This is a genomic window from Qipengyuania xiamenensis (genome assembly GCF_019711495.1).
GTDB classification, from domain to species: Bacteria; Pseudomonadota; Alphaproteobacteria; order Sphingomonadales; family Sphingomonadaceae; genus Qipengyuania; species Qipengyuania xiamenensis.
The window spans coordinates 184,097-208,021 of sequence record NZ_JAIGNM010000003.1 but is presented as its reverse complement, the minus strand read 5'-3'; the positions used below and the strand labels follow the sequence as shown (position 1 = coordinate 208,021).

Here is a 23,925-nt window from a genome sequence, read left to right as displayed (position 1 = left end):
CCCTTCGCATCAAGAACTCGCTGTTTAAGGATTATCATTATGCGCAAGATCGCACTCGTCGCCGCCGCTTCGGCAGCCGCTCTCTCGCTCGCCGCTTGCTCGGAAGCAACCGAAGAAAACGCTGAAGCAGCTGCTGAAGGCGCAATGGCTGACACCGAAGCCAACATGGAAGCAGCTGGCGACGAAGTCGAAGCAGCTGGTGAAGAAGTTGCTGCTGAAGCAGACGAAGCTGCTGCTGAAGTCGAAGCTTCGGTCGAAGGCGAAACCGAAGCAGAAGCACAGGCTGACTAATCCAGCTGGCTTCGCAACGGTCTACCGTTTCGAAAAAGGAAAGGGCGGCACCGCGAGGTGCCGCCCTTTTCCTTTGCCTGTCGCGGTTTCGCGCCACGGGCGTTAGCGATCAGCCGCCGTAGTCGGCGTCGGCCCATACCCGGCGATTGTCTTCGGGCCGTGTGAAGCCCCGGTATAGCGCTTCGGTGATTGTCGAAATGCGCGCATCGCGCATCTGGCGAGCCTCGAGCTTGCGTCCGCGGTTGCCGTTCTCGACTGCCATCGAAGGGCTCTGGCCCGTGACATAGATCGCCACAGCGATGGCCCGGCCATCGGGCGTATGGAAAATGCCGATGTCGCTGGCGGTCCGGCTGAGGGTTCCGGTCTTGTGCGCGAGCCCGGCACTGACGGGCAGGGCAGAACGCATGCGCTTCTTGCCGGTGGTGGTGGCCCGCATGGCGTCCATGATTACGCCGCGCGACGATGCGCTGAGCCATTTGCCCTGGTAAATGCCGGCGAGGAGCTTGCCCATGGCGCGTGGCGTTGCGCTATCCCTCGTGTCGACGCTGGAGGCGGGGTCGATCTGTCCGTCTTCGCGGATCAGGGTCGCGATATCGCGCGTAAGTGTGAAGCCCTCGATCCCGGCATCACGCATCCACTTGTTGACGACGCCGGGGCCACCCACTGCATCGAGGATCGCATCGGTGCAGGCGTTGCAGCTCTTGCTGATCATCAGGTCGATATGCTCGCGAGCGGTCAGATAGGCGCCGCCGCGACGCGGAAGGCGCCATTCGCTGGTCAGCGACCATTTCCCTGCATCGACACCGGCCAGGTAAACCGCCGCGATCGCGACCTTGCTGGTGCTCGCCATCGGGAAGCGCTGGTCGGCGAGGACGTCGACTTCGAGGCCGCTGCTGAGATCGATCGCGTACACCCCGATCCGGCCGCGAGAACCATCGGCAAGCTGCGCGATGCGTTGTTCCAGACCGTTGTCGTAAACCGCATCGAAATCCTGCGGTGCACGCATTTCGGTGCCGAGAAGGCTGTCGAACTGCGACTGGTACGTGGCTTCCTGCGACTGTGCATGGGCCGCGCCAGACAGGCCAAGCGCCATGGCGCCTGCTGCAAGCAATGTTCCGATCGACTTCATCCGCATGCCTCTCACATACCAAATTCATGGTTGTTCAAACATTAACGCGATTGCCGATTCATGCGCAAGCACGGACGCGACAAATTGTGTCTCGTCCGCGCCCGATGCTTCTAGCGCAATGAAATTTCGTAAGGGCCGTCAGGCCGAAGCAATCACCTTTTCTATCTGCGATGTCGTTTCGCCGGTCACGGTCTTGTCGATCTCTCCGACGAGTCGCTTTTCCAGCTCCGAATGATAGTGTCGGCGCATCTCGCCGAGCGTCTTGGGATCGGCGATCACGAGGACATCGGTCAGCTCGCCTGAAATCGCCTTCGCATTGAGCCATTCGGCAGCCGCAGCGCCATGCGCCAGTTCGTTGAGATCGGTGGCACCGGTCCGCTGGCCCACCTCGTCCTGATGCCGGACGCCTGCGCTGAAATTGGTGGCTTCGAGATCCGGCTTCTGTGCACCCTCGAGCTTGGGCTCGAACGGCTTTCCGCCGTTGCGCATGACGGTGAAGTTCTCTCCGTCGACGATCGCGACATGGGCCTTGTGCGGCAGTTTCATGAATGGTCTCCTCGTTCGATTTCGTGTTCTTGTGAGACCAACGTTCGAACCGCCCGAGAGGTCCGGCTCTTGCTCGTGTCGAAAGCCTCGGGCAGGGTGCCTGCATGGGAGAGAGCGACGGCGCGAGCCGCCTGCACGACGGTTTGGAACGCGCCCTTGGCCGCGTGTCTCTTGGCGCGCCCGAGAAGCTCGCCCGGCTGACCGGCGGGGCAACCATGGAAAGCTGGCGGTTCGAAGCGGGAGGCGAGGCTTTCGTTTTGCGCCGTGCACCCAGCCTAGCCTTCCTCGGCGACCGGCCATTCGGGCACGACACCGAAGCCGAGGTGATCCGCGTGGCGCGAGATGTGGGCGTCACCGCACCCGAAGTGGTGGTGGAACTGGAAGAGGCCGACGGGATCGGCAGCGGCTTCGTCATGCGCGCGCTTCCCGGAACACCCGACCCGCGCGCAATCCTGGCGATGGAGTCGCCCGACCAGATTCTTCGAGAAGCAGCGCGCGACCTTGCACGCATTCACGCAATCTCCCCTTCCGACCTGCCCGGCGATGTCCCGACGCTCGATTATGCAGAGGGCGTGGCGAAGCTTCGGGAGCAGTTCGAGGAGGCGGGCGGCGACCGTCCGATCATCGCGCTGGGCCTGCGTTGGCTGACGGACAATTTGCCGGAGGCGGTCGACCCGGTGCTCAACCACGGTGACTATCGGCTGGGCAACGTCCTTTGCGAGGACAGCCATCTAACAGGCGTGCTAGACTGGGAGCTGGCGCATTTCGGCGACCCCCATGAAGACCTCGCCTTCGGCTGCATGCCGGTCTGGCGCTTCGGAGCATATGACCGGCCGGCCCTGGGTCTCGGCTCGCTGGAGAACTATTTCGCGGCATACGAAGCGGCAGGTGGTCGCAAGGTCGATCCTTCGCGCTTCCGGTTCTGGACGATCTACCGCACGGTCTGGTGGGCGCTCGGCTGCCTCAGGAATGCGCAGATGTGGCGCAGCGGCGATGACCGCATGCTCGAACGGGTCGTGATCTCGCGCCGGACCAGCGAGCAGGAGCTGGACCTGCTCCTGCTGCTCGAAGAAGACATGCCCGAGGAATTACGCTCGAGCAGGCTCGAGAAGCTCGATCCCGAACTTGCCTACCGACACGTCGAGAAGGGCGAGGCAACGCCGGGCGAGATTGCCACCGCGGTCTCCGAATGGCTGGCGCAGATAAAGGACAAGGTGTCGGGCCACGACAGGTTCCAGCTCGCGGTAGCCCGCAATGCCCTGGGCATGATCGCCCGCGAGGACGAATGGGGTCGTCTCGCTGTCGTCGACGGCGAGCTGTGCGATGATATCTTCGCCGGGAAAGTCACACTCGAAAACGGCGACATGCTCAATGAAATGCGTCTGGCAGCACTCGACAAGGTCGAGGCCGACGTGCCCAAATACCCCTCGCTAGCGGTCGCTCGCTCCAAATGGCTCGGAGACAATTGATGGATTTCACCGTCCCGCAGGATCTCGAAGACTATTACGCCGAACTCGAACGCTTCATCGAGGCAGAGATCGAGCCGCTTGTCGCAAAGGACGACAATATCCGCTTCTTCGACCACCGCCGCGAGAACGCCCGGACCGACTGGGAACGCGAGGGGCTGCCCAATCACGAGTGGGAAGACCTGTTGCGACAGGCGCGCAAGGTTGCGGACAAGGCGGGCCACTGGCGCTTCTCCGCGCCGAAGAAATACGGCGGAAAGGATGGCTCGAACCTCTGGATGGCGGTCATCCGCGACCGGTTTGCGCAGCGCGGGCTGGGTCTGCACAACGATCTGCAGAATGAGCATTCGATCGTCGGCAATTTCCCCTTCGTCGCCATGTTCGAGCAGTGGGGCACCGAGGAGCAGAAACAGGAATTCATCCTCGGCGGGTTCGAAGGAACGCGCCGCGTCGCCTTCGGCCTGACCGAAGCGAACCACGGCTCCGATGCGACCCACATGGAGACGACGGCGGTGCGCGAAACGCGCGACGGTGTCGACGGCTGGCTGATCAATGGCGAGAAGATGTGGATCACCGGTATGCATGTCGCCACCCACTGCGCGATGTTCTGCCGCACGTCAGGCGAGGCGGGCGATGCGCGCGGGATCACCTGCCTGCTCGTCCCCAACCCGACCGAGGGGCTGGAGATCGAGGAGTGGATGTGGACCTTCAACATGCCCACCGACCACCCACGCCTGTCGGTGAAGGATGTCTGGGTGCCGGAAAGCGCGATGCTCGGGCGCGAAGGCCTCGGCCTCGCGCTCGCCCAGAGCTTCGTCCACCAGAATCGCATCCGGCAGGCCGCAAGCTCGCTGGGTGCGGCGCAGTTCTGCGTCGAGGAAAGCGTGCGCTATGCCCGTGAGCGCAAGCCGTTCGGCGAGGAGCTTGCGCGCAACCAGGCGATACAGTTCCCCTTGGTGGAACTCGCCACCCAGTGCGAGATGCTGCGCCTGCTGATCTACAAGACCGCCTGGGAAATGGACAACATGCCGCACGAGGAGATCGAGAAGACGATCTCCGACAAGGTTTCCATGTGTAACTACTGGGCGAACCGGCTCGTCTGCCAAGCGGCCGACCGCGCGATGCAGGTGCACGGTGGCATCGGCTATTCGCGCCACAAGCCTTTCGAGCACATCTACCGCCACCACCGCCGCTACCGCATCACGGAGGGCGCGGAGGAAATCCAGATGCGCAAGGTGGGCGCATACCTGTTCGGCTATCTGGGTCCGCGCAAAGGCAAGTTCGCTTCCGGTTAGTCCCTGCGCTCATGTCGTTCGCAGAACAGGTGCTTGACCTTGGCGAGGCGCGACATTCTCAATCACGCTGCAAATACTTGGGGACTCAACACATGACACATTCGATGCGCGCGCTTGCTGCGGGCCTGCTGATTTCGACCTCCACTGCCGCGATCGCGCAGGAAGTTCCGATCGTCCTTCCCGGCGCGCCGGGCGAAGCGCCGCGCGTCATCGGCGAGGCCGAGGCCATCGCGCTTTCGGATACGCGCTATTCGCCTGCCGACGTGCGCTTCATGCAGGGCATGATCGTCCACCACCAGCAGGCCGTGGACATGGCGCAGCTGGTCAAGGCGCGCACCAATAACGATGCCATCCTGAAGACCGCCGACCGTATCGAGGCGGGCCAGAAGGACGAGATGAAGTTCATGCGCGAATGGCTCGAGGCGCGCGGCGAACAGGTCGAGATGCCGCATTCGATGCACATGGGCCCTGACGGCCATGGTGCGATGAAGGGCATGGCAAGCAAGGAGCAGATGGCTGCGCTCGCTGCTGCCAACGGCACCGCATTCGACGAACAGTTCCTCCAGCTGATGATCGCCCACCATCAGGGTGCGCTCGACATGGTGCGCGAACTGCACCGCTCGCCGGGCAGCGCCTACGAGCCGGTGATGTTCGAATTCACCAACGAGGTCGTGAGCGACCAGCAGGCCGAAATCGACCGGATGAACAGCGTCCTTGCCGAGCTGTCGCAGGACCCGCGCGCCACGCTGGCTGCCGGTTTCCGCGATGCCGAGGAAGCGATCTCGAACCTGCGCCTCGTCGTTTCGCAGCCCAAGCCGACCGGCTTCTTCGATCCGGTCAACCCCGCGCAGCTGCAGCCGCGGATCGAGAAGGACGAGGAAGAGGGCGAGGAAAGCAAGAAAGACACTTCCAACGAGGAAGAAGAGGAAGAGAAACCCCGCTTCGGCCAGCGCGGATCGCTGCTGAGCTTCGCCAACACCGATATCGCCTTCTCGGGCGAACTCATGGTGGCGGGCAGCTATCACGGCTTCAATGCCTATCGCCTTGGCGAAGATGGCGTGCCGCAGCTCGTATCAAGCACGGTCTGCCCGGGCGGGCAGGGCGACGTTTCGATCGTGGGCGACCTCCTCGTGATGAGCGTGCAGGACAGCCGCGCGCGCATCGACTGCGGCCTCCAGGGTGTCGCCGGCCGTGTCAGCGAAGAACGCTTCCGCGGCCTGCGCATCTTCGACATATCCGACATCACCCGCCCCAAGCAGGTCGGCCTCGTCCAGACCTGTCGCGGCAGCCACACGCATTCGATCGTGAGTGCGGATGACGAGACGATCATCGTCTACAATTCGGGCACCAGCTACGTGCGCGACAACGAGGAGCTGGAAGGCTGCTTCGACACCGCCGGTGACGAGACCGCGCTGTTCAGCATCGACGTGGTCGAGATCCCGGTCACCAATCCGGCAGCTGCGCGCGTCGTTGGCAGCCCGCGCGTCTTTGCCACTGGCGACCAGATCGCCGGACTGTGGCGCGGCGGCGACCATGGCGAAGGCACTCAAAGCACCAACGTCACGAACCAGTGCCATGACATCACCGTTTTCCCGGCGAAGAATATCGCCGCGGGCGCCTGCTCTGGCAATGGCATCATCCTCGACATCAGCGACCCGATGAAGCCGGTGCGCATCGACGATGTGACCGACAAGGGCTTCGCCTACTGGCATTCGGCCACCTTCAACAATGACGGCACCAAGGTGCTGTTCACCGACGAATGGGGCGGGGGCGGCCGTCCGCGCTGCCAGGCCGGCGATCCTAAAAACTGGGGCGCGGATGCTTTCTACGCGATCGAGGACGGCAAGCTGACCTATCGCGGCATGTACAAGCTGCCCGCGCCGCAGGGCGACAAGGAGAATTGCGTCGCACACAACGGTTCGATCATCCCCGTGCCGGGCCGCGATATCTTCGTGCAGGCATGGTACCAGGGCGGCATCTCGGTGATCGATTTCACCGATGCTTCGAACCCGTTCGAGATCGCCTATTTCGACCGTGGCCCGGTCGACAAGGACCAGCTGGTCACCGGCGGCTACTGGTCGTCCTACTGGTACAACGGCCGCATCTACGCGACCGAGATCGCGCGCGGCCTCGACGTTTTTGCGCTGGAGCCGAGCGAACACCTCACGGCCGAGGAAATCGCTGCTGCAGAAGCAGCCCAGTACGAAGGCAACCTCTTCAACCCGCAGACGCAGACTCAGGTCACCTGGCCCGACGAAGTGGTCCGCGCGGCAGAGGACAGCCGCAAGGGCGGCTGACCCGCCTCAAGGACGCAAAGAAAAGGCCCGGCAGGAGCGATCCTGCCGGGCCTCTTTGTTTGTAGCCTGTCGGCTGGGGTGCTGAGCTTAGAAGCCCATGCCGCCCATGCCGCCCATGCCGCCCATATCGGGCATTGCAGGGCCACCGCTCTTGTCTTCCGGAATGTCCGTGATGGTCGCTTCCGTGGTGATCAGCAGGCCGGCAACCGAAGCTGCGTCCTGGAGAGCGGTGCGGACAACCTTGGTCGGGTCGATGACGCCGGCAGCCACGAGGTTTTCGTAAGTGTCGGTCGCGGCGTTGAAGCCGAGCGTGTCGTCATTGGCGTCGACCAGCTTGCCGGCGACAACTGCACCGTCGTGACCTGCATTGGTCGCGATCTGGCGAACCGGTGCCTGCAGCGCACGGCGGACGATGTCGATGCCGCGGGTCTGGTCGTCGTTCTCGCCTTCGAGGCCGTCGAGCGACTTCGTGGCGTAGAGCAGGGCGGTACCGCCGCCCGGGACGATGCCTTCTTCAACGGCTGCGCGGGTTGCGTGCAGCGCGTCGTCGACGCGGTCCTTGCGCTCCTTCACTTCGACTTCGGTAGCACCGCCGACCTTGATGACTGCAACACCGCCAGCGAGCTTCGCGAGGCGTTCCTGCAGCTTTTCACGGTCGTAGTCCGACGAGGTGTTGTCGATCTGCGTGCGGATTTCCGCAACGCGGGCCTTGATGTCGTCTTCCGAACCGGCACCGTCGACGATGGTCGTGTTGTCCTTGTCGATGGTGACGCGCTTGGCTTCACCGAGCATGCCCAGCGTGACGTTCTCGAGCTTGATGCCGAGGTCTTCGCTGATCATCTCGCCCTTCGTCAGGATCGAGATGTCCTGCAGCATGGCCTTGCGGCGATCGCCGAAGCCCGGTGCCTTGACCGCTGCAACCTTGAGGCCGCCGCGCAGCTTGTTGACCACGAGGGTAGCCAGCGCTTCGCCTTCGATGTCTTCCGCGATGATCAGCAGCGGACGGCCCGACTGGACAGCTGCTTCGAGCACCGGAAGCATCGCCTGCAGGTTCGAAAGCTTCTTCTCGTGGATCAGGATGTACGGGTTTTCGAGTTCGACCGTCATCTTTTCCGGGTTGGTGATGAAGTAGGGCGAGAGGTAGCCGCGGTCGAACTGCATGCCCTCGACGGTTTCGAGCTCGAATTCGAGACCCTTGCTCTCGTCGACGGTGATCACGCCTTCCTTGCCGACCTTTTCCATGGCTTCGGCGATCTTCTCGCCGACTTCACGGTCGCCATTGGCCGAGATGATGCCGACCTGTGCGATTTCGTTCGAGCCCGAGACGTCCTTCGAACGGCTCTTGAGGTCTTCGACGACCTTGGTGACGGCAAGATCGATGCCGCGCTTGAGGTCCATCGGGTTCATGCCGGCTGCGACCGACTTCATGCCTTCGGTCACGATCGACTGGGCAAGAACGGTTGCAGTGGTGGTGCCGTCACCGGCGGCGTCGTTCGCCTTCGATGCGACTTCCTTGATCATCTGCGCGCCCATGTTCTCGAACTTGTCCTTCAGTTCGATTTCCTTGGCGACGCTGACGCCGTCCTTGGTGATGCGGGGGGCGCCGAAGCTCTTGTCGATCACGACATTGCGGCCCTTGGGACCGAGCGTGACCTTCACGGCATTGGCGAGGGTGTCGACGCCGCGCAGGATGCCTTCGCGCGCGTCGCGGCCGAACTTTACGTCCTTGGCTGCCATTGGTGTTTCTCCTGGAATTCTATTGAGTGACTGGAAGCGTTATGCGGATCGGGCTCAGCCCATGATCCCCATGATGTCGCTTTCCTTCATGATCAGCAGGTCTTCGCCGTCGAGCTTGACTTCGGTGCCCGACCACTTGCCGAACAGCACGCGGTCGCCAGCCTTCACGTCGAGCGGGGTGACGGTGCCGTCTTCGGCCTTGGAACCCGAACCGACGGCGACGATTTCGCCTTCGCTCGGCTTTTCCTTGGCGCTGTCGGGAATGATGATCCCGCCGGCGGTCTTTTCTTCTGCTTCGATGCGGCGCACGAGAACTCGGTCGTGCAGCGGACGAAATGCCATGATGATGACCTTTCTACTGAGAGTGAATATCTAGATTGGCACTCCCCCATCGAGAGTGCCAGCGAGGCGCATTTGGGAGCGCCGATGCGGGGAGTCAACGGGTCGGCGGACAAAAATGTTGCCTGTTTTTCGCCGAAGCGTGGCGCGGGGTGGCCAGAGTGCGCTCCAGTCCCTATCCCGCGCGGCAATCCATCCGGAAAGACAGATAGCGGAGCGCTACCCATGCAGACCGATCAGGCCATTTCGGCTCTTACCATTCCCGAACAGGCGCTGCTCTGGCTTCGGCTCAACATGATGGACATTGCGGGCGCCTTTGCAGTGCTCATCTTCGGCCTGTTGGCGGCAAAGCTGATTTCGAGCTGGGTCCAGCGCGCGCTCAACCGCTCGCCGCGGTTCGATGCGACGGTGGCGAATTTCCTTTCGAACCTGGTGAAATATGCGCTCTGGGCGATGGTCATCGTGACCGTGCTGACGCAGTTCGGAGTCGAGACGACCAGTATCCTTGCGGCGCTGGGCGGCATGGCACTGGCGGTCGGCCTCGCTCTGCAGGGCACGCTCAGCAATGTCGCATCGGGCGTGATGATCCTGGTGCAGAGGCCGTTCAAGATCGGGGAGGCTATCTCGGCAGGATCGGTAACGGGCGTGGTCCAGCAGATCGGGCTGTTCACGACCGAATTGAAGCAGTTCGACGGGCTTTTCGTCATGGTGCCCAACTCGCAGCTGTGGAACCAGGCGATCATCAACTTCCACCGCCACCCGATCCGCCGCTTAGAGCTGATCGTGGGCATCGCCTATGGCGATTCGATGGAGCAAGCGCGCAAGGAACTGCTCGAGATCGCAGCCGCCGACGAACGCGTGCTCGCCGATCCGGAGCCTGTCGCCTTCGTCGCCTCGCTCGATGACAGCTCTGTCGGCATCGGCCTTCGCGTGTGGTGCGCGACTGCCGATTTCGCGCCGCTCGGCTGGGCGATCACGGAGGCTGCCAAGGCGCGCTTCGACGATGTCGGTATCTCGATCCCCTTCCCGCAGCGCGAGGTTACGCAGAAAGCGGCGTAACGAGTTAGGGGCGGGCGGTAAGACCGAGACGGTCCCGTCGCGCCCAGCGCGAGGTGAGGAGCAGGGCGGCGACCGTGAGACCCACGGCCAGCCCGATCCACACGCCCACGCCCTCGAGCGGGGTGTAGAAGCCGAGATAGAGCGACAGGCCGATGCCCGGCACCCAATAGGAAAAGGCCGCGATCCACATCGGCACGCGCGTATCCTGCAATCCGCGCAGGGCGCCTGCCGCCACCGCCTGCATCCCGTCGAACAGCTGGAACGCGGCCGCGATGACAATGTATTTGAGCGCGAAGGCGACAAGCACGGCGTTCTTCGGGTCCCACGGATCGATGTAAATCGCGAGTAGCGGCTTGGGGATGGCGATCATCGCAATGGCCGTCAGCATCATGAAACCGGTTCCCACGGCAAGGCCTGCCCAGCCGGCGCGCTTCATGCCTTCGCTATCGCGCGCGCCATAGAAATAGCCCACGCGGATCGTCGCCGCCTGACCGACGCCGAAGGGAACCTGGAACGCGAGCGCCGCGATCTGCAGCGCTACCGTGTGCGCGGCAAGCTGGGTCGCTCCGATATTGCCCATCAGGAAGGCCGCGGCGCCGAAGATGCCGGCCTCGGCAGTGATCGTCAGCGCGATCGGCGTGCCGACACGCGCGATGTGCCACAGCCGCGCCCAGTCGGGCGACCACCAGCGGCCAAGGATGCGGTATCGGTGAAGTCTCGGGTCAAGCCTGATCGCGATGACGTATGCCGCCATCACGAAGAGCGAAGTGATGATCGTCGCCACTGCTGCACCGCGCAGGCCCATTTCGGGCGCACCGAAATTGCCGAAGATGAAGGCATAGTTGGCCAGCGCATTCACGAAGATGCCGGCGGCCGTGATGGCCGTGGCGAATATCGGCCGGTCGAGCGTCGAGACGAAGCTCCTGAGCACATTGTTGATCAGCATCGGGATCATCGAGATGACGAGAACCGTGTTGTATTCGAGCGCCATGCCAATAATCGCGGTCTCCTGACCGGTCGCGCGCATCAGCGGGCCAAGCAGGAGGCAGATGCCCATGCCGGCAAGGCCCGACATCACTGCCAGCCACAAGGCCATCCGGACCGAGCGACGGACCGGGCGCAGGGCAGGTGCACGCTCGCCGAGTTCGGCTGCTGCAACGGGGGCGACGGCCCCGGTCAGTCCTGAAAGCGCCCACATGACGAGGCCGAAGAGTGCGATCGCCAGCGCGGATGCCGCCAGCTGCGCTTCTCCCAACCGCGCAATGAAGATCACGTCGATGGCATAGGTCAGCATCTGCAGCAGGTTCGCTGCCGCCAGCGGCCAGCTCAGCCGCAGGGTCGCGGCAAATTCGCCGCGCCAGCCTTCGCTGCCGGTCGGCAGGGGCCTGGAGGGAGCAGGTTGGCTCATAGGGTCGAGCTCCCCCCGAATCGGAAAGAGCCGACCCGCTTAGGCGGATCGGCTCTTCGAAACAATTGTGAGGCCTTCAACGCCCGCCGGCGGGCCGGGCCTTTTCGAGCGCGTGGATCAGGCGCGAAGCGTCGAGCGGCGCGTGCCCTGCGAACGCATCTGCGGGCTGCGGTCGGTGCGGCGGCGATTGCGCGGGGCACGGCGACGGCGGCCATAGGCAAAGTAGGAATACCTGTCTCGAGTGATCAGGCTGCGGCCGGAAAGTACCTCGAAACTGCGGCCGACAAGCGCATGCAGGCCGCGACCGATTGCATCGATGCTGGTCAGCGCGTCCACCACGAGGAGGAACGGCAGGACCGTGACCAGAACCAGGTTCTTGCGGATCTGGCGGGCGGAATAACTGCGCGGGAGGAACCTCACGAGCAATGCGCTGGCGAGATAGGCTGCGCCCAGATAGCAAACCGCCATGACTAATGCGTTCAACATGATTTGACCCGTTCCGGCTTTTTTCTTGGTCTCCTTTTGCCACCTAAGGGTAAACCGAAAGCTACCGGTTCACGATTTTTTCGCAGAATCGCGCGCTTTTCGGACCAAGCCTTTGAATCGCATCAAACTTGGCATCTGGCTCAGAGGGTGCCACAATGGGACACACCGCCAATTTTCCCGGATATTAACCGTGCGGACTGGCGATTGTTAGGATTTCGGTCGCTAAGGGTCGGGCCGTTGGCATCCGCATTGCGGCTCTGCCGAGAGTTGAGCAATTGCCTGCGGCCTTCGGGGGGAGGCATGGCGATTCGCTGAAGCGAGGGGATATGCAGGAAACTACCTTAGAGGGCCTGGGCGACCGCGGACGCCGGCAGCCGCGATTGGTGTTGCGGCTGAATACCGGTGTGGGGCAGGCCGGACGGGCGTTCGACGCCGAGGTCCTCAACCTGTCGCGCAACGGCATGCTGGTTCGAACCGGTGCCGAACTCTCGCTCGACGATCCGCTCGAAGTCGTCCTTCCGCAAAGCGGAGCGGTTCGGGCCAAGGTCGTCTGGTTCGCCGACGAACTCTATGGCTGCAGCTTTCCCGAGCCCATCTCCGAAGAGGAAATGCAGGCGGCGAACGATGTCGCCTCGATCGAGGATGGCGGAGGAGCCGCGCGCTTCGGCGTCGATCACGAGACGCTGGGCCAGCGGATCAAGCGCCTGCGCGTTGCCAGCGGCAACTCGATGCGCGCCTTCGCCGAACTCGTCGGCGTCAGCAAGCCGACCCTGTGGAAGTGGGAAGGCGACCAGGTTCGCCCGCGCCATGAAACGATGCAGCGGCTAGCAAGCCAGCTTGGCGTTACCGAACTGGAACTGGTCTATGGCGCTCCGGGTCGGGGCAGCCCGGCACCGAGCGACGATGCCAATGCCTCGCTTGCCGACATCGTTCGTGCGTGCCGCCAGCGCATAGCGAAGGCCGCCGGTGTCGATACGGCCTGCGTCGAGATCAATATCGACTGGGACCGCGACGGAGACGCGACCACCTAGGGGTGGAGCACCAGCCTGTCACGAATAGCGTCATAGCGAAGATCGAGCCCGGCCTGCCGCACCCGGTCTAGCGACAGACGGCCATTTGCACCTGCGGGCGGCAATGCCTTCGAGCGCTCGCTCGCGCCGATTGCCGCAAGGGCACCGGCCAGTTCGCTGCGCTCGATCTCGATGATCGATCCGCCGATAAGGAAGATGGTGAGCCCCGTCATGGCGCCTTGCTCGTTGGCGATGGTCTTGGTCACACCGACCCCGCCAGATGCCGAGGTGAAGCCCTGTTCGATGGAAAAGTCGATCGGCAACACGCCGTCGCCATCAGGTTCGACATAGGCGACGGCAGGCTGCAGGCGATCCGCTCCCCTCATCGCCGCCCGATCCGTTTCCCCGCTTGGTATGCTCTCGACCGCAGAGAGCGGCACCGGCATGACCATGGCGAAGGCACCGTCCTCGTGGCCGAATTCGACCACCCGTTCTACCGGGACCTGGTCGAGGGCAATCCGCACCACCGCACGGTTCTGCAATTCGGCATGGACGAGCGCCGCGACTGCGATCGCAAGGCACAGGCCCGCGACAAGCAATGTCGCCCGGCCGAGGATCTTCAGGACAAGCCCGGCCCCGTCGCGGCTATGATAGGCCGCGCTGGTCATTGCAGAGTGTAGAAGGCCAGTGCCAGGCTGCCGATGGCGATTGCCATGCCATAGGGAAGCTTGGCGAAATCGTCCTGCGAGCGCTGGCGGATCTTGAAGCCGCGCTTGGCGGCGAACCAGACCAGCGCCAGCACGAAACCGGCGAAGGTCATCGCAACGAACAGCATCAGGACCTTGGTGGCAGGGAAGAAGGTCGCGCTGGCGGCATAGAACTTGCCGTCACCACCGCCGAAGACACCCCAGCTGAACAGCAGGAAGCCGATGCCGAATGCCAGCACGCCATGAAGTGCATGCAGGCCGAGCCCGGTCCATCCGTCGAGCAGGAAGCCGAAGGTCAGCCCGGCAAGCGCCATGGCGATGCACAGCCAGTTCGGCAGCTTTCGGGTGAAAGCGTCGAGCAGGGCGCCAAGCCCCGACGTCGCGCCAAGGACTGCGAGCCAGATCGAGGTCAGCGCCATGCGAGGTGCTTAGTCGTCCGAAGCGGTCGCCGGGCGCGAAGGCAGGCGGACGCGAACCGGATAGCGGCTGCCCGTGTCGGCGCTGCCGATGCGCACGCGTGCCGGGTAGGGCGCGCTCGTGCTGCCGCCGCCGATCGAAATCTCTGCCGGGCGCGACGCCGAGCTTGCCGGGCGGATCGTGCCGCCGGAAACGCGCACGCGTGCCGGTGCCGGTTCGGGCGCTGCCCGCTGTACAGGGGCGCTGCCGCGGCTCACGCGGGTCGACTGGCTTGCGCCGGAGACGGTGATGCTGCGGGTTTCGCCGCCGCTCAGCACGAGACGCGTGTCCGGCTCGGGCTCGAACGGCTTTTCGGGTGCCGTGCTGGCATAGGCAGCATAGCTTTGAGCGGCCTTTTCACGCTGCGCGTAAGCCAGGCGCATGTCGCTGGCGAGATCGCTATTATAGAAGCGCGCGAGGTTCGCAGCGTAGCGTTCGTTCTGGCGATCGGTCTTGACCGCAGCGACGAAATACCGCTCGGCAAGATCGGCACGGCCGAGCTTTGCATAGGTCACGCCGAGCGCATTGAGCGCATCGCCGCTGGTCTGCGGGTTCAGCGCGGCGCGGTGAAGCGGCGCAATCGCATTTCCGAGACGGCCTGCGCGCAGATGCTCGCGTCCTTCGTCGAGATCGGACTGCCCGAGCTGGTAGGTCGAGGCGGAGGACTTTCCGGAGAAGCCGAAGGCATCGACGATCGACTGGCAGCCGCCAAGGCTGACTGCGAGGGCCGCGAGGGCGAGAGTGGTTGCAGGTTTCATATTATCCTCCAAGAGCCGGACTGATTTCCCGAATGACGGCGATTGCTGCGGGAAGGATGAGAACCCCGATCATCGTCGGGAGCATGCAGACTACGAGTGGTACCGATATCAAGACCGGCAGGCGGTGTGCCTTTTCTTCTGCGCGCATGCGCCGGGCCTCACGCATTTCTTCTGCGTACACACGCAACGTGTTGGAAATGCTCGTACCCAGTTTGTCAGACTGGATAAGCAGCGTTGCAAAGGAGCGGATTTCGTCAACACCAGCGCCGTCTGCCATTCGGCGCATGGCATCCTCGCGCGATGCACCGGCGCGCATCATCAACGTGGTTTCCGTGAACAGTTCGGCGACCTGCGGATGAGTGGTCGCAATCTCGCGTCCAACGCGATCGAGCGCAGATTCGAGTCCGAGACCTGCCTCCACGCAGACAAGCAGGAGATCGAGCGCATCGGGGAAACCATTGATGATAGCTTGCCGCCTGCGATCGGCTTTGGCCTCAATCAAGAGAAAGGGAAGATAGAAGCCGAACATCGCGGCGATAGCCGAAACGACATAGATCGTCATCACGCCGGTATCGCGACCGGAAACGGTGACCAGCAGCAACCAGATCGCCGGTAGACCGAAGGTCAACAGGATGCGCGCCAGCGTGTAAATCCGCGGCGCAGCCTTGCTGCGAAAACCGGCAGCCTTGATTTTCTCTGCAAGCCGGTCATTCTTCTTGTCGGTGAGGTCTATGCCTGCCCTTTCGATCGACTCTGTAATTCGCGCCCAGCGCCCCTCGCGCTCTTGATCGAGCAGCGACGATTGATGCCGCCGGTCTTCGCCGGTCCCCAGCTTCGCGAGTTGGCGGCTCGAGTCTGCGCGAGCAGTGAACCAGTTGCTGGTGACGAGCACCAACCCTACGGCCACCGCAAAAATCAGCGCCAGAACGAGCAGGCGAACAAAGGTGTTTGAGACGGCGAGTTCGAGCATATCAGACCTTGATGTCGACCAGTTTGCGAATGATCAGCAGGCCGATCACATAAAGAGTCAGAAGCGTGATCGAGACAAAGATGAAGATCGGATCACCTGCAACGTTCAGATAGAACTGCGGTGCGGCCAGGAACGTCGTTACGAATGTAAACACGGGCAGCACGGACAGCATCCAGCCGGTCATGCGACCTTCCGAACTGAGCGCACGCACCTTCATGAACATCGAAGCGCGGGCACGAATGACCTCGGCCAGGTTTTCAAGAATTTCGGCAAGGTTACCGCCGGTCTCGCTCTGGACGGCCAATGATACCACGAACATGCGCATGTCCTCGAGATCCCAGCGCTCCGCCATTGCATGGAGTGCGCTGACCAGGTCCGCGCCATAGGTAATCTCATCGGCCACAATGCCGAACTCGGTTCCGATGGGATCTTCCATTTCCTTGGTCAGGAGTTCGATGGCGGATGCAACGGGGTGGCCCGACCGCAACGCGCGCACGAAAATATCCAATGCGACGGGGAACTGCTTCTCGACCTTTTTGCGGCGCGAGGCTGCAATCCTCTGCAGGATCATGAAGGGAAGGACAAAAGCGATTGCCACTGCAATCAGCAGCGCGAGCCAGATCGTTCCAAATCCAAGCGACGCACCCAAGCCAGCCGCACCGAGCATTACTAGCGTGAAAACCAACAGGCCCGCGATCAGCATGATCATACCCAGCGTGCTCGTGCTGTATGGCACGGCGGATGCAAAAACGGCGCGCTGGAAGCTTTCGACCAGTCCGCGGATGACGGGCGGCAAATGGTTCTGCTTCTTCGGGCTGTTCTTGAGCAATTGTTCGATCAGGTGATCCCTGTCGGCACCGGATTCGATCATCGAAAGGCGGCGATTGACGGCGCTTGCGTGCGACCGGCGCTGGGCTGTTGATCGGGCAAGCATTTGCGCCACGATGAAGACGGCCACGAAGACCGCAATCAGGAACATGACGCGTATGGCGATTGCGGTCATAAGTCAGTCGATCTTCAGGTCGGGACGGAACAGGTTGGTCGGAAGCGAAATACCGTGCGCCTCGGCGTCCTGGAGGAACTTCGGCCGGATGCCGGTTGCCTCGAAATGACCCTTCACGGTGCCATCATCTTCGCGGCCGGTCATCTTGAAGCGGAAGATTTCCTGCATCGTAATGGTTTCGCCTTCCATGCCGGTCAGTTCCGAAAGGCTTTTTACCTTGCGTCGGCCATCCGAGAGACGGCCAACCTGGACCACTACGTTGAGTGCCGATGCGATCTGCGCTCGCGAACTTTTCGCAGTGATGTCGATGCCGCTCATGCCGATCATCTGCTCGACACGCGAAAGCGCATCGCGCGGCGTGTTGGCGTGGACCGTGGTCATCGAACCGTCGTGGCCCGTGTTCATGGCTTGAAGCATGTCAAATGCCTCGCCGGCGCGAACCTCCCCAACGATGATGCGGTCGGGACGCATGCGCAGAGCGTTCTTCACCAGGTCGCGCTGCGTGACTTCGCCGGTGCCTTCGATGTTCGGCGGACGGGTCTCGAGGCGGGCGACATGCGCTTGCTGGAGCTGGAGTTCGGCCGAGTCCTCGATCGTGACGATGCGTTCCTGCTCGTCGATATAAGTCGACATGGCGTTGAGCAGCGTCGTCTTACCCGAACCGGTACCGCCCGAGATGAGCACGTTGCGGCGCGAAGCGACGATGGCGTGCATCACCTCAGCCATCTGCTCGGGGATGGAGCCAAGGCCGATCATCTTTTCGATGCTGATCGGGGTTTTGGAAAATTTACGGATCGAGAGTAGCGAGCCGTCGATTGCAAGCGGCGCCACGATCGCATTGACACGGCTGCCGTCTGCAAGACGCGCATCGACGAAAGGCGAGCTTTCATCGACGCGGCGACCGACCGCGCTGACGATCTTCTGGATCACGCGCATCAGGTGCTTTTCGTCCTGGAAGCGGGTGGGAACAGCTTCGAGCTGGCCGCGTCGCTCCACGAAAACGGTTTTGTAGCCATTGACCAGGATGTCGGTGATCGTCTCGTCCTGCAGCAGCGGTTCGAGCGGGCCGAGGCCGAGCAATTCGTCGACCACTTCCTGAATCAGGGCTTCGCGTTCCTGCCGGTTGAGCGGATATTCCTGATCGCTCACCAGCTCGGGCATGATTCCGGCGATCTGCGACTTGATCTGGTCGACCGGCGTCTTGTCGAGCATGCCCAGGTTCAGGCGGTCGAGCAGGGCCTTGTGGATCGAGACTTTGAGGTCGAGCATCGCTTCGCGCTGCTTGTCCTTTTCGCCGAACAGGATGCGTTCCTGCTCCTCTGCGCTCGAAACGATGGCGTTGCCTTCGTCATTTACCGCCGGTTCGGGCGAGGTTTTCACCTTCCACATGTCACTGCTCCCTTTCGAGCAGATTGAGCAGATCGTCAGCCAGCTTTTCGATATCGCTCGTAAAGCGGTTCTTGCGCTGGATCCTGCGAGCGAGGACTCCCTGCGTTTGTGCCTGTTCGATCAGTTGCGGGTCGGAAGCGATAATCGCGGAAATACGGTGTCCCAGCGCGTCTTCGATGCCGCGACGATCGACTTTCTTGAAGAGGCCCGATGCCGAGTTGTTCAGGGCAATGGCGACGCGCGAGGCGTGATAATCCATATCCTGTAGCAATCGTAGCTTGCGCTTGACCTGGCGCAGTGCGCTGATCGATTCATGGCCGACCAGAAGGACTGCATCGGCCGCCAACATCACCGACATCGCCCAGTTCGTCAGCGCGCCTGGCATGTCGAAGATCACAATATCGTAGCGACGGCGCGCCATGGCGATGACCTGCTGCAAGCCAGCCAGTTTCAGTTCTTCAATGGGCTGGATTTCGGCAGGAGCTGAGATGATGTCGCTGGCCGAAGTGGCTTCGGTGGCCACAGCCTGCATGAGTTCGTCGTCGAGCCTGGAGCCGGCCTCGACAAGGTCGAGAAGGGTCTGGCGCGATGAACTGTCGAAATACGACGCTACGTCACCGCTCTGGAGGTCAAGATCAATTATGCAGGCGCGGCAAGCTTCACCCATTTCACGCGCGATCGCATCGCCGAGGTGGGTCGCGATCGTCGTGGCACCTGCTCCGCCGTGGCATTTCTGCACTGCAATAACCGGAGCCAGGGCAACATCCTGTTGGGCCGAGGCGCCGATCTCGCGCTCGACGTCGAGGATTGCAGTCAGCAGGTCGTCGACCGTGAACGGCATTTCCACGACATCGCCAATGCCCTTGCGCAGCAGAAGGCGCGTGACATTGAGGTCGACCCGGCTCAGCGCGGCGATGACCGGAAGATGGGGCCGCATCCTGCGCAGGGCATCGAGGCGGGCGATCGAGCGGCTGTCGGCGGGATCTACCTCGACGACAGCGATATGTGCCTGCGCGATGCAAGCGTCGGGCAGCATTTCGCCAGGTTCGATTTCGACAAGCGAAACGGTGTCTGCGAGCGAGCCAAGTCCGTCCAGCTCACCGGTGCGCGCGAAGACAAAGACCTTGTCTGGAAGGCCCGTCTCCGCGGTATTCGACACTTTGAAGATGCTTTCGAAGCTTGTCATGTTCTTGCCGTTCAATGCGAAAAGGTTCCTTCGCCGTCTTCGCTGGTGAGCGAGTAGGCGAACTCGGGCAGGCCTACGGATCCGAAGATGAAGCCGTAGAGCGGGCGATGTTCCATATTCACTAGGCGAACCGTTATTATTGGAGCCACATCGGGCCCATTCGGATCACCGGCATAGCCGAGTCCGGACCAACTGTATTCCACCTCGACATTCTCGGATGCGACGTCGGACTTGAAATCTTGTATACGCGCAACGATCGCATCGAAGGAGGCCGTATTCGCGGTTGTGCCAAAATTGCACGTTCCCGAACAGGTGCATCCGGTGCTGGTGCAGGTCACTCCGGGAAATGCGGACTGAGGCACAACGGTTCCCTGCGGGATGCCGCCATCGGTTGCGAAGCTGTAGCCTGCGAGTCCGGAGGGAATTAGATCAGTTGCCACAGCCCAGCGCGCGCCCATCTGGGTCGCCTTTTCCCCGCGGTTCAGTTCCCAAGCATAGTAGCCGACATCCATGATTCCGAAAAGGAACAGCACAAGGATCGTCAGAACGAGCGCGAACTCAGCCGCGATTGCTCCGCTCGTATCGCGAATAAAGGCTGCGATGCGTCTCATATTCCGTTCACCACTGCTTCCGAGCTCGCCTGGACGACTGCCGAGGTGTCCATGAGTCCCATTGCCCCCAGGAGCGAATTGTACCCGGTCTCCGCCCTGACCAGCACGATCGGTGCTCCGCCCGTGGTGCCCTTGAAGATACCGGAATCGGTGAAGTTTGCGTCGCAGCGATGTGTCACCGTGATATCGCTAAGTGCTAGACCGCTCACGCGGGGCTCGGTCCCGGTAACCGTACCGGTACGCGTCACCTGCTGTATGTTGGCCACAGCGGTCGGATCGGCAGAGCCGCCGCACGGGAAATTCGCGAAACCAAGCCGGCCAGCATAGCGAGAGCCTTCGCGCACCGCCTTGATGACCTGGTGTTCGGTGTAGAAATAATGGCCTGCCTCGAAGCCGCTGAACATGAGGATCAGCAACAGGGGAACCATCAGCGCCATTTCGGCGGCTGCAGCGCCATGCTCGTCACGTAGGAATTCTTCGAAGCGGCTCATTCGATCAGATACGGGACATCCTTGCGGATCTCCTGCCCCTGGTCCGAACCGCCACCGAGGACGGTTTCACCGATGATCTCGACATAGACGTCGCTCGCTGCAGTTCTAAGGTTGGAGCCGCTGCCCCGACGTGCGGAGGGCTCGACGAGGAAAACGTCGACGAACTTCTCGATTCGAGCGTCGGTAGTGCTCGACCCCACGCCTTCTGCGGTGCAATTGATGACTGCGATGCTGAGGATGCGGCGATCGGGCGTCGAAGCTGGTGGAACCCCAGGCGTGTTGCAAAGCGGCGAGCGCTGCACATCAAAGCCGCCTGGAATGGTGGAAGGATTGGTTAGCTGACCGCCGCCCGCAACATGCTGGTCATACTCCCAGCGATATTGCTGGTAACGCGTCGGCGTAGAGCGGCCTGACAGCTCGGAGTAGCCATAATTTGACCAAGTTGCCGGCATGCTGCCAAGCCCATTGGTGGTGTAATAGGCGTTCCTGTCCCAGTTTCCGTCACCCATGGTGCCTTGTGCGCAGGATCCCAGCTCGCTCACTGCGTGACATTTGTCGCGCGGAAAGCCCATCGGATCGAGACCTGTGAGCTCGGAGGCAGTCAGATCGTTGACCGGCGAAGTAGGACGGTACGGGTTGGGGCCAACCTGGAAACCGCTGTTGCCGATTGCGCAGCTGCCGCCTTTTTGCAGCAGGTCGATCCGCGCATTGGCTGGCGGCGGGCACAGGTCGTCGCCCTGTCCGCAGACGTTGTTGAGGCCGTTGGCATAAACCCCGACGCGCGTGTTGAGAGCATCGAGCACGCTGATCTGCTGACCCGGTTTGACGTCCGCCCCATCGGTGGAAATGCAGTCTCCCGGGGGAATTTCGCGACCCAACGTACGCGCGGTGGCGATCGCGCCGCTGCCGGCATTGGTTTCCAGATATCCGAAGACGCCGGGTCCGTAGAGGCCGCCCTGATCGTTGGCGATCAGGCGAACGCCATGCCCGGCGTAATTGGCGGTCTTGAAGGCGGGATCCGAGCTTTCGTTCGGATTGCACATCATCACCGGCGGGACCTTGCAAATTGCAGATCCAAGCCCGGCAAAGGCAATTCCGTTCAGGTCTTCACCTGCCAGCGCCCCGGTGAACGGAAGGATCGCATAATCCAGGCGGCGGGCGTCGACGAACACTTCGACATAATTCGCATTCTCGTCGCTTGTCGCGGCGGTGGCCTTGGCCTTGTCCTGGAAGAAACGGATCTGGCCAGTCGCGTCGCACGCGGCTTCCGCCGTGACACTTACCGTCCGGTCATCGGATGCGAGCAAGGCATTGTTGTTGAGCATGGTTACCGCCGCTTGCGAGGCGCGGGCACAAGCCCCGGTGCGCCCGTCAAGCTGGCTGGCTGCCGCAAGCGCAGCCTGGTCCGCGCCGTTCTGGAGCTCGCTATCGAGGCCCATCAAGCGCGCGTAATCGAAGGCGACACCGGCAAAGGCGATAAGCGGTATCAGGGCGAGCGCGTAGGTGGCCGCAACTGCCCCGCTTTCGTTCGCTAGGAACTGCTTACTGTGTGTCGCCCTCATAACTCATGCCCTTAGTCTGGACCGGCATCCGTGGTCCGGATGCGCTCGGGTTGCTCGACATTTCCTTCACGATAGGCATCCGCTGCACGGACCGCATTGGCTGCGGAAGTCGGCGGGATCGGCGTGTCGTATTCAGGCGAAGGGTCGATAACCTGCGCTGCCATGGTCGCGCGGTTGGCATCGCCCCAAGTCGGATCGCCCTGCGTTAGGTCGAGCCTGCCGTCGTTGTTCGTGCAGGCCGAAGCGGAGAGAATGGCCGCGCTGGCCAGCAGGATGCGGGTGCGCTCAGTATTCATAGTCGCTTCCTCCGGTTGCGGGAGTTTCCGCATCGGCGGGCACCGTGCCCGTGATCGGCTCCATCGGGCGCGGCTTGTAAGCCTCGCCGTCGAGAATGAGGACGTCAGCCTCGCTCGGGTCGTAGATCCTGTCGGTCGGCAGACGGACCTGCTCCGGCTTGATCGGCGCGACGAGGCGCGGCGTTACGATGATCAGTAGCTCGGTCTCGCCCTTCTGGAAGGAGGTCGAGCGGAACAGCGTGCCGATGATCGGAATCGAACCCAGCAGCGGGACCTGGTTGACCGTTGTCTTGAAGTCCTGTTGCAAGAGGCCGGCGATGGCGAAGCTCTCACCGTCGCGCAGTTCCAGCACCGTGCTGGCACGGCGGGTTTGGAGACCCGGGATCCGAAGACCGTTCAATGTGATCGAGGCGGTCGGGTCGATGGCCGAGACTTCCGGCTCGACGATCAGGTTGATGACCTTGTCCGAGAGCACGGTCGGTGTGAAGCCGAGGCTCACACCGAAGGGCTTGAACTCGACCGTAACAGCGTTGTTTCCGTCAGTCCCACCGTTGCCGCCGCTCTGGACGACGGGGATTGGGAATTCACCACCTGCTAGGAACGATGCCCGTTCACCCGAAAGCGCGACCAGAGTCGGCTCCGCGAGTGTCTTGGCCAGACCCTTTTCCTCGAGCGCGCTGATCGTGGCGTCGATGTCGAGGCCGGTGCCGAGGAAGTCGCCGAAGATGTTACGCAACACACCAAACGAACCGGAGACTGCATCGAGCTCCACCCCGTTCTGGATCGTGCCAGCGCCGTTGCCGATAGCTCCGATGAAGCCGTCGTTATCGTTGAGGAAGCTGCGAACGCCCAAGTCCTTGCCGATGTTTCGCGAAACTTCTGCAAAGCGCACCTCGAGCATGACCTGCTGGCTTCCGCCGAGTGTCATGAGGTTCACGATCTTGTCTTCCGGAGCATAAGCGCGGGCAAGCTGGACCGCGCGGTCTGCCACGCCTGCATCGCTGACAGTACCGGAAAGGACGATCGCACCGTTGGAAACGCGCGTCTGCACCGGCTGGCCGGGCATCAGCTGTTCCATCTGGTCGCGCAATCCGGCGACATCGGGCCCGACCGAAATGTCCATCACTGCGATCACGCGGTTGGAACGATCGTAAAGGGTAAGCGACGTCGTGCCTACATCCTTGCCCAGGACGTATACCGAGTTGGAAGACACGGGCAGAATGTCGGCAATTTCGTCATTGCCGATCATGGCGCGGTCGATCGTAGTGTCGGCCGTGAGCACCTGGCTCTTATTGACCGCAATCTCAACCGTGCCGGCGTGCATCGACATGCCGTCCTGGCTATGGACCTGTGCCTGTGCGGCAACGGGCGCCAGCGTGGTGCCGGCAACCGCCAGCGCGAGCGCGGCGAGCGGCTTGTTGAATTTAGCCATC

24 protein-coding genes are annotated in these 23,925 nt (G+C 62.4%); 6 read left to right on the top strand and 18 right to left on the bottom strand.

What is annotated here, in order from left to right; genetic code table 11:
- Window positions 1-39 precede the first annotated feature (39 nt).
- The gene (locus tag K3165_RS12470) at window positions 40-291 is read left to right on the top strand and encodes a hypothetical protein (RefSeq protein ID WP_221549219.1); all 252 of its coding nucleotides are present in this window, start codon (window positions 40-42) and stop codon (window positions 289-291) included.
- Window positions 292-400: 109 nt separating this feature from the next.
- On the opposite strand, the gene K3165_RS12465 is transcribed toward K3165_RS12470, so the two are convergent.
- Complete coding sequence (locus K3165_RS12465; protein ID WP_345721119.1) at window positions 401-1,420, bottom strand: serine hydrolase; 1,020 nt, start codon at window positions 1,418-1,420, stop codon at window positions 401-403.
- A 138-nt stretch (window positions 1,421-1,558) separates the two neighbouring features.
- Window positions 1,559-1,966, bottom strand: coding sequence for a baeRF12 domain-containing protein (locus K3165_RS12460; RefSeq protein ID WP_221549217.1), 408 nt, complete (start codon window positions 1,964-1,966; stop codon window positions 1,559-1,561).
- A 104-nt stretch (window positions 1,967-2,070) separates the two neighbouring features.
- Here K3165_RS12460 and K3165_RS12455 point away from each other — a divergent pair, with 104 nt between their 5' ends.
- The 3 genes from K3165_RS12455 (at window position 2,071) to K3165_RS12445 (ending at window position 7,024) form a co-directional block, all read left to right on the top strand.
- Complete coding sequence (locus K3165_RS12455) at window positions 2,071-3,435, top strand: phosphotransferase (RefSeq protein ID WP_221549216.1); 1,365 nt, start codon at window positions 2,071-2,073, stop codon at window positions 3,433-3,435.
- The gene (locus K3165_RS12450; RefSeq protein WP_221549215.1) at window positions 3,435-4,727 is read left to right on the top strand and encodes an acyl-CoA dehydrogenase family protein; all 1,293 of its coding nucleotides are present in this window, start codon (window positions 3,435-3,437) and stop codon (window positions 4,725-4,727) included. Before K3165_RS12455 ends, K3165_RS12450 begins: the two co-directional genes overlap by 1 nt.
- A gap of 92 nt (window positions 4,728-4,819) precedes the next feature.
- Entirely contained in the window at window positions 4,820-7,024 is a 2,205-nt protein-coding gene (locus K3165_RS12445) for a DUF305 domain-containing protein (protein WP_221549214.1), read from the top strand.
- An 87-nt stretch (window positions 7,025-7,111) separates the two neighbouring features.
- Here the strand turns inward: K3165_RS12445 and groL are convergent, their stop codons facing one another.
- Both groL and groES read right to left on the bottom strand, forming a co-directional pair.
- Complete coding sequence (groL, locus tag K3165_RS12440; protein ID WP_221549213.1) at window positions 7,112-8,761, bottom strand: chaperonin GroEL; 1,650 nt, start codon at window positions 8,759-8,761, stop codon at window positions 7,112-7,114.
- Between the two features lie 54 nt (window positions 8,762-8,815).
- On the bottom strand, window positions 8,816-9,103 hold the full coding sequence (groES, locus tag K3165_RS12435) for a co-chaperone GroES (RefSeq protein ID WP_221427513.1): 288 nt from the start codon (window positions 9,101-9,103) through the stop codon (window positions 8,816-8,818).
- A gap of 222 nt (window positions 9,104-9,325) precedes the next feature.
- Between groES and K3165_RS12430 the strand changes: the two genes are divergently transcribed.
- Window positions 9,326-10,159 carry a mechanosensitive ion channel family protein gene (locus K3165_RS12430; RefSeq protein WP_221549212.1) on the top strand — a complete coding sequence of 278 codons (834 nt, stop codon included), beginning with the start codon at window positions 9,326-9,328 and terminating at the stop codon, window positions 10,157-10,159.
- 4 nt (window positions 10,160-10,163) lie between these two features.
- On the opposite strand, the gene K3165_RS12425 is transcribed toward K3165_RS12430, so the two are convergent.
- Window positions 10,164-11,567: an MATE family efflux transporter gene (locus tag K3165_RS12425; RefSeq protein ID WP_221549211.1), complete on the bottom strand. Its 1,404-nt coding sequence runs from the start codon at window positions 11,565-11,567 to the stop codon at window positions 10,164-10,166.
- A gap of 117 nt (window positions 11,568-11,684) precedes the next feature.
- Entirely contained in the window at window positions 11,685-12,053 is a 369-nt protein-coding gene (locus K3165_RS12420) for a hypothetical protein (RefSeq protein ID WP_221549210.1), read from the bottom strand.
- Between the two features lie 326 nt (window positions 12,054-12,379).
- Between K3165_RS12420 and K3165_RS12415 the strand changes: the two genes are divergently transcribed.
- A complete protein-coding gene (locus K3165_RS12415; protein ID WP_282098691.1) occupies window positions 12,380-13,084 on the top strand; it encodes a PilZ domain-containing protein in 705 nt (234 codons plus the stop codon).
- On the opposite strand, the gene K3165_RS12410 is transcribed toward K3165_RS12415, so the two are convergent.
- The 12 genes from K3165_RS12410 to K3165_RS12355 are packed head-to-tail and all read right to left on the bottom strand — an operon-like array spanning window position 13,081 to window position 23,924.
- The gene (locus K3165_RS12410; protein WP_221549208.1) at window positions 13,081-13,731 is read right to left on the bottom strand and encodes a hypothetical protein; all 651 of its coding nucleotides are present in this window, start codon (window positions 13,729-13,731) and stop codon (window positions 13,081-13,083) included. The genes K3165_RS12415 and K3165_RS12410 overlap by 4 nt on opposite strands.
- Window positions 13,728-14,189 carry an A24 family peptidase gene (locus tag K3165_RS12405; protein WP_221549207.1) on the bottom strand — a complete coding sequence of 154 codons (462 nt, stop codon included), beginning with the start codon at window positions 14,187-14,189 and terminating at the stop codon, window positions 13,728-13,730. Before K3165_RS12405 ends, K3165_RS12410 begins: the two co-directional genes overlap by 4 nt.
- 9 nt (window positions 14,190-14,198) lie before the next feature.
- Window positions 14,199-14,984 carry a tetratricopeptide repeat protein gene (locus K3165_RS12400; protein WP_221549206.1) on the bottom strand — a complete coding sequence of 262 codons (786 nt, stop codon included), beginning with the start codon at window positions 14,982-14,984 and terminating at the stop codon, window positions 14,199-14,201.
- Between the two features lies 1 nt (window position 14,985).
- Window positions 14,986-15,954 carry a type II secretion system F family protein gene (locus K3165_RS12395; protein ID WP_221549205.1) on the bottom strand — a complete coding sequence of 323 codons (969 nt, stop codon included), beginning with the start codon at window positions 15,952-15,954 and terminating at the stop codon, window positions 14,986-14,988.
- Between the two features lies 1 nt (window position 15,955).
- A complete protein-coding gene (locus tag K3165_RS12390) occupies window positions 15,956-16,957 on the bottom strand; it encodes a type II secretion system F family protein (RefSeq protein WP_221549204.1) in 1,002 nt (333 codons plus the stop codon).
- Window positions 16,958-16,960: 3 nt separating this feature from the next.
- Window positions 16,961-18,346, bottom strand: coding sequence for a TadA family conjugal transfer-associated ATPase (locus tag K3165_RS12385; protein ID WP_221549203.1), 1,386 nt, complete (start codon window positions 18,344-18,346; stop codon window positions 16,961-16,963).
- Between the two features lies 1 nt (window position 18,347).
- The gene (locus K3165_RS12380; protein WP_221549202.1) at window positions 18,348-19,547 is read right to left on the bottom strand and encodes a CpaE/TadZ family protein; all 1,200 of its coding nucleotides are present in this window, start codon (window positions 19,545-19,547) and stop codon (window positions 18,348-18,350) included.
- Window positions 19,544-20,143 (bottom strand): TadE/TadG family type IV pilus assembly protein, encoded by a 600-nt coding sequence (locus tag K3165_RS12375; protein ID WP_221549201.1) that lies wholly within the window; start codon window positions 20,141-20,143, stop codon window positions 19,544-19,546. Before K3165_RS12375 ends, K3165_RS12380 begins: the two co-directional genes overlap by 4 nt.
- On the bottom strand, window positions 20,140-20,634 hold the full coding sequence (locus K3165_RS12370; RefSeq protein ID WP_221427525.1) for a TadE/TadG family type IV pilus assembly protein: 495 nt from the start codon (window positions 20,632-20,634) through the stop codon (window positions 20,140-20,142). The genes K3165_RS12375 and K3165_RS12370 overlap by 4 nt, the downstream gene beginning before the upstream one ends.
- A complete protein-coding gene (locus K3165_RS12365; RefSeq protein WP_221549200.1) occupies window positions 20,631-22,196 on the bottom strand; it encodes a TadE/TadG family type IV pilus assembly protein in 1,566 nt (521 codons plus the stop codon). Before K3165_RS12365 ends, K3165_RS12370 begins: the two co-directional genes overlap by 4 nt.
- A gap of 11 nt (window positions 22,197-22,207) precedes the next feature.
- The gene (locus K3165_RS12360) at window positions 22,208-22,492 is read right to left on the bottom strand and encodes a hypothetical protein (protein ID WP_221549199.1); all 285 of its coding nucleotides are present in this window, start codon (window positions 22,490-22,492) and stop codon (window positions 22,208-22,210) included.
- On the bottom strand, window positions 22,482-23,924 hold the full coding sequence (locus K3165_RS12355) for a type II and III secretion system protein family protein (RefSeq protein WP_221549198.1): 1,443 nt from the start codon (window positions 23,922-23,924) through the stop codon (window positions 22,482-22,484). Before K3165_RS12355 ends, K3165_RS12360 begins: the two co-directional genes overlap by 11 nt.
- Window position 23,925 lies beyond the last annotated feature (1 nt).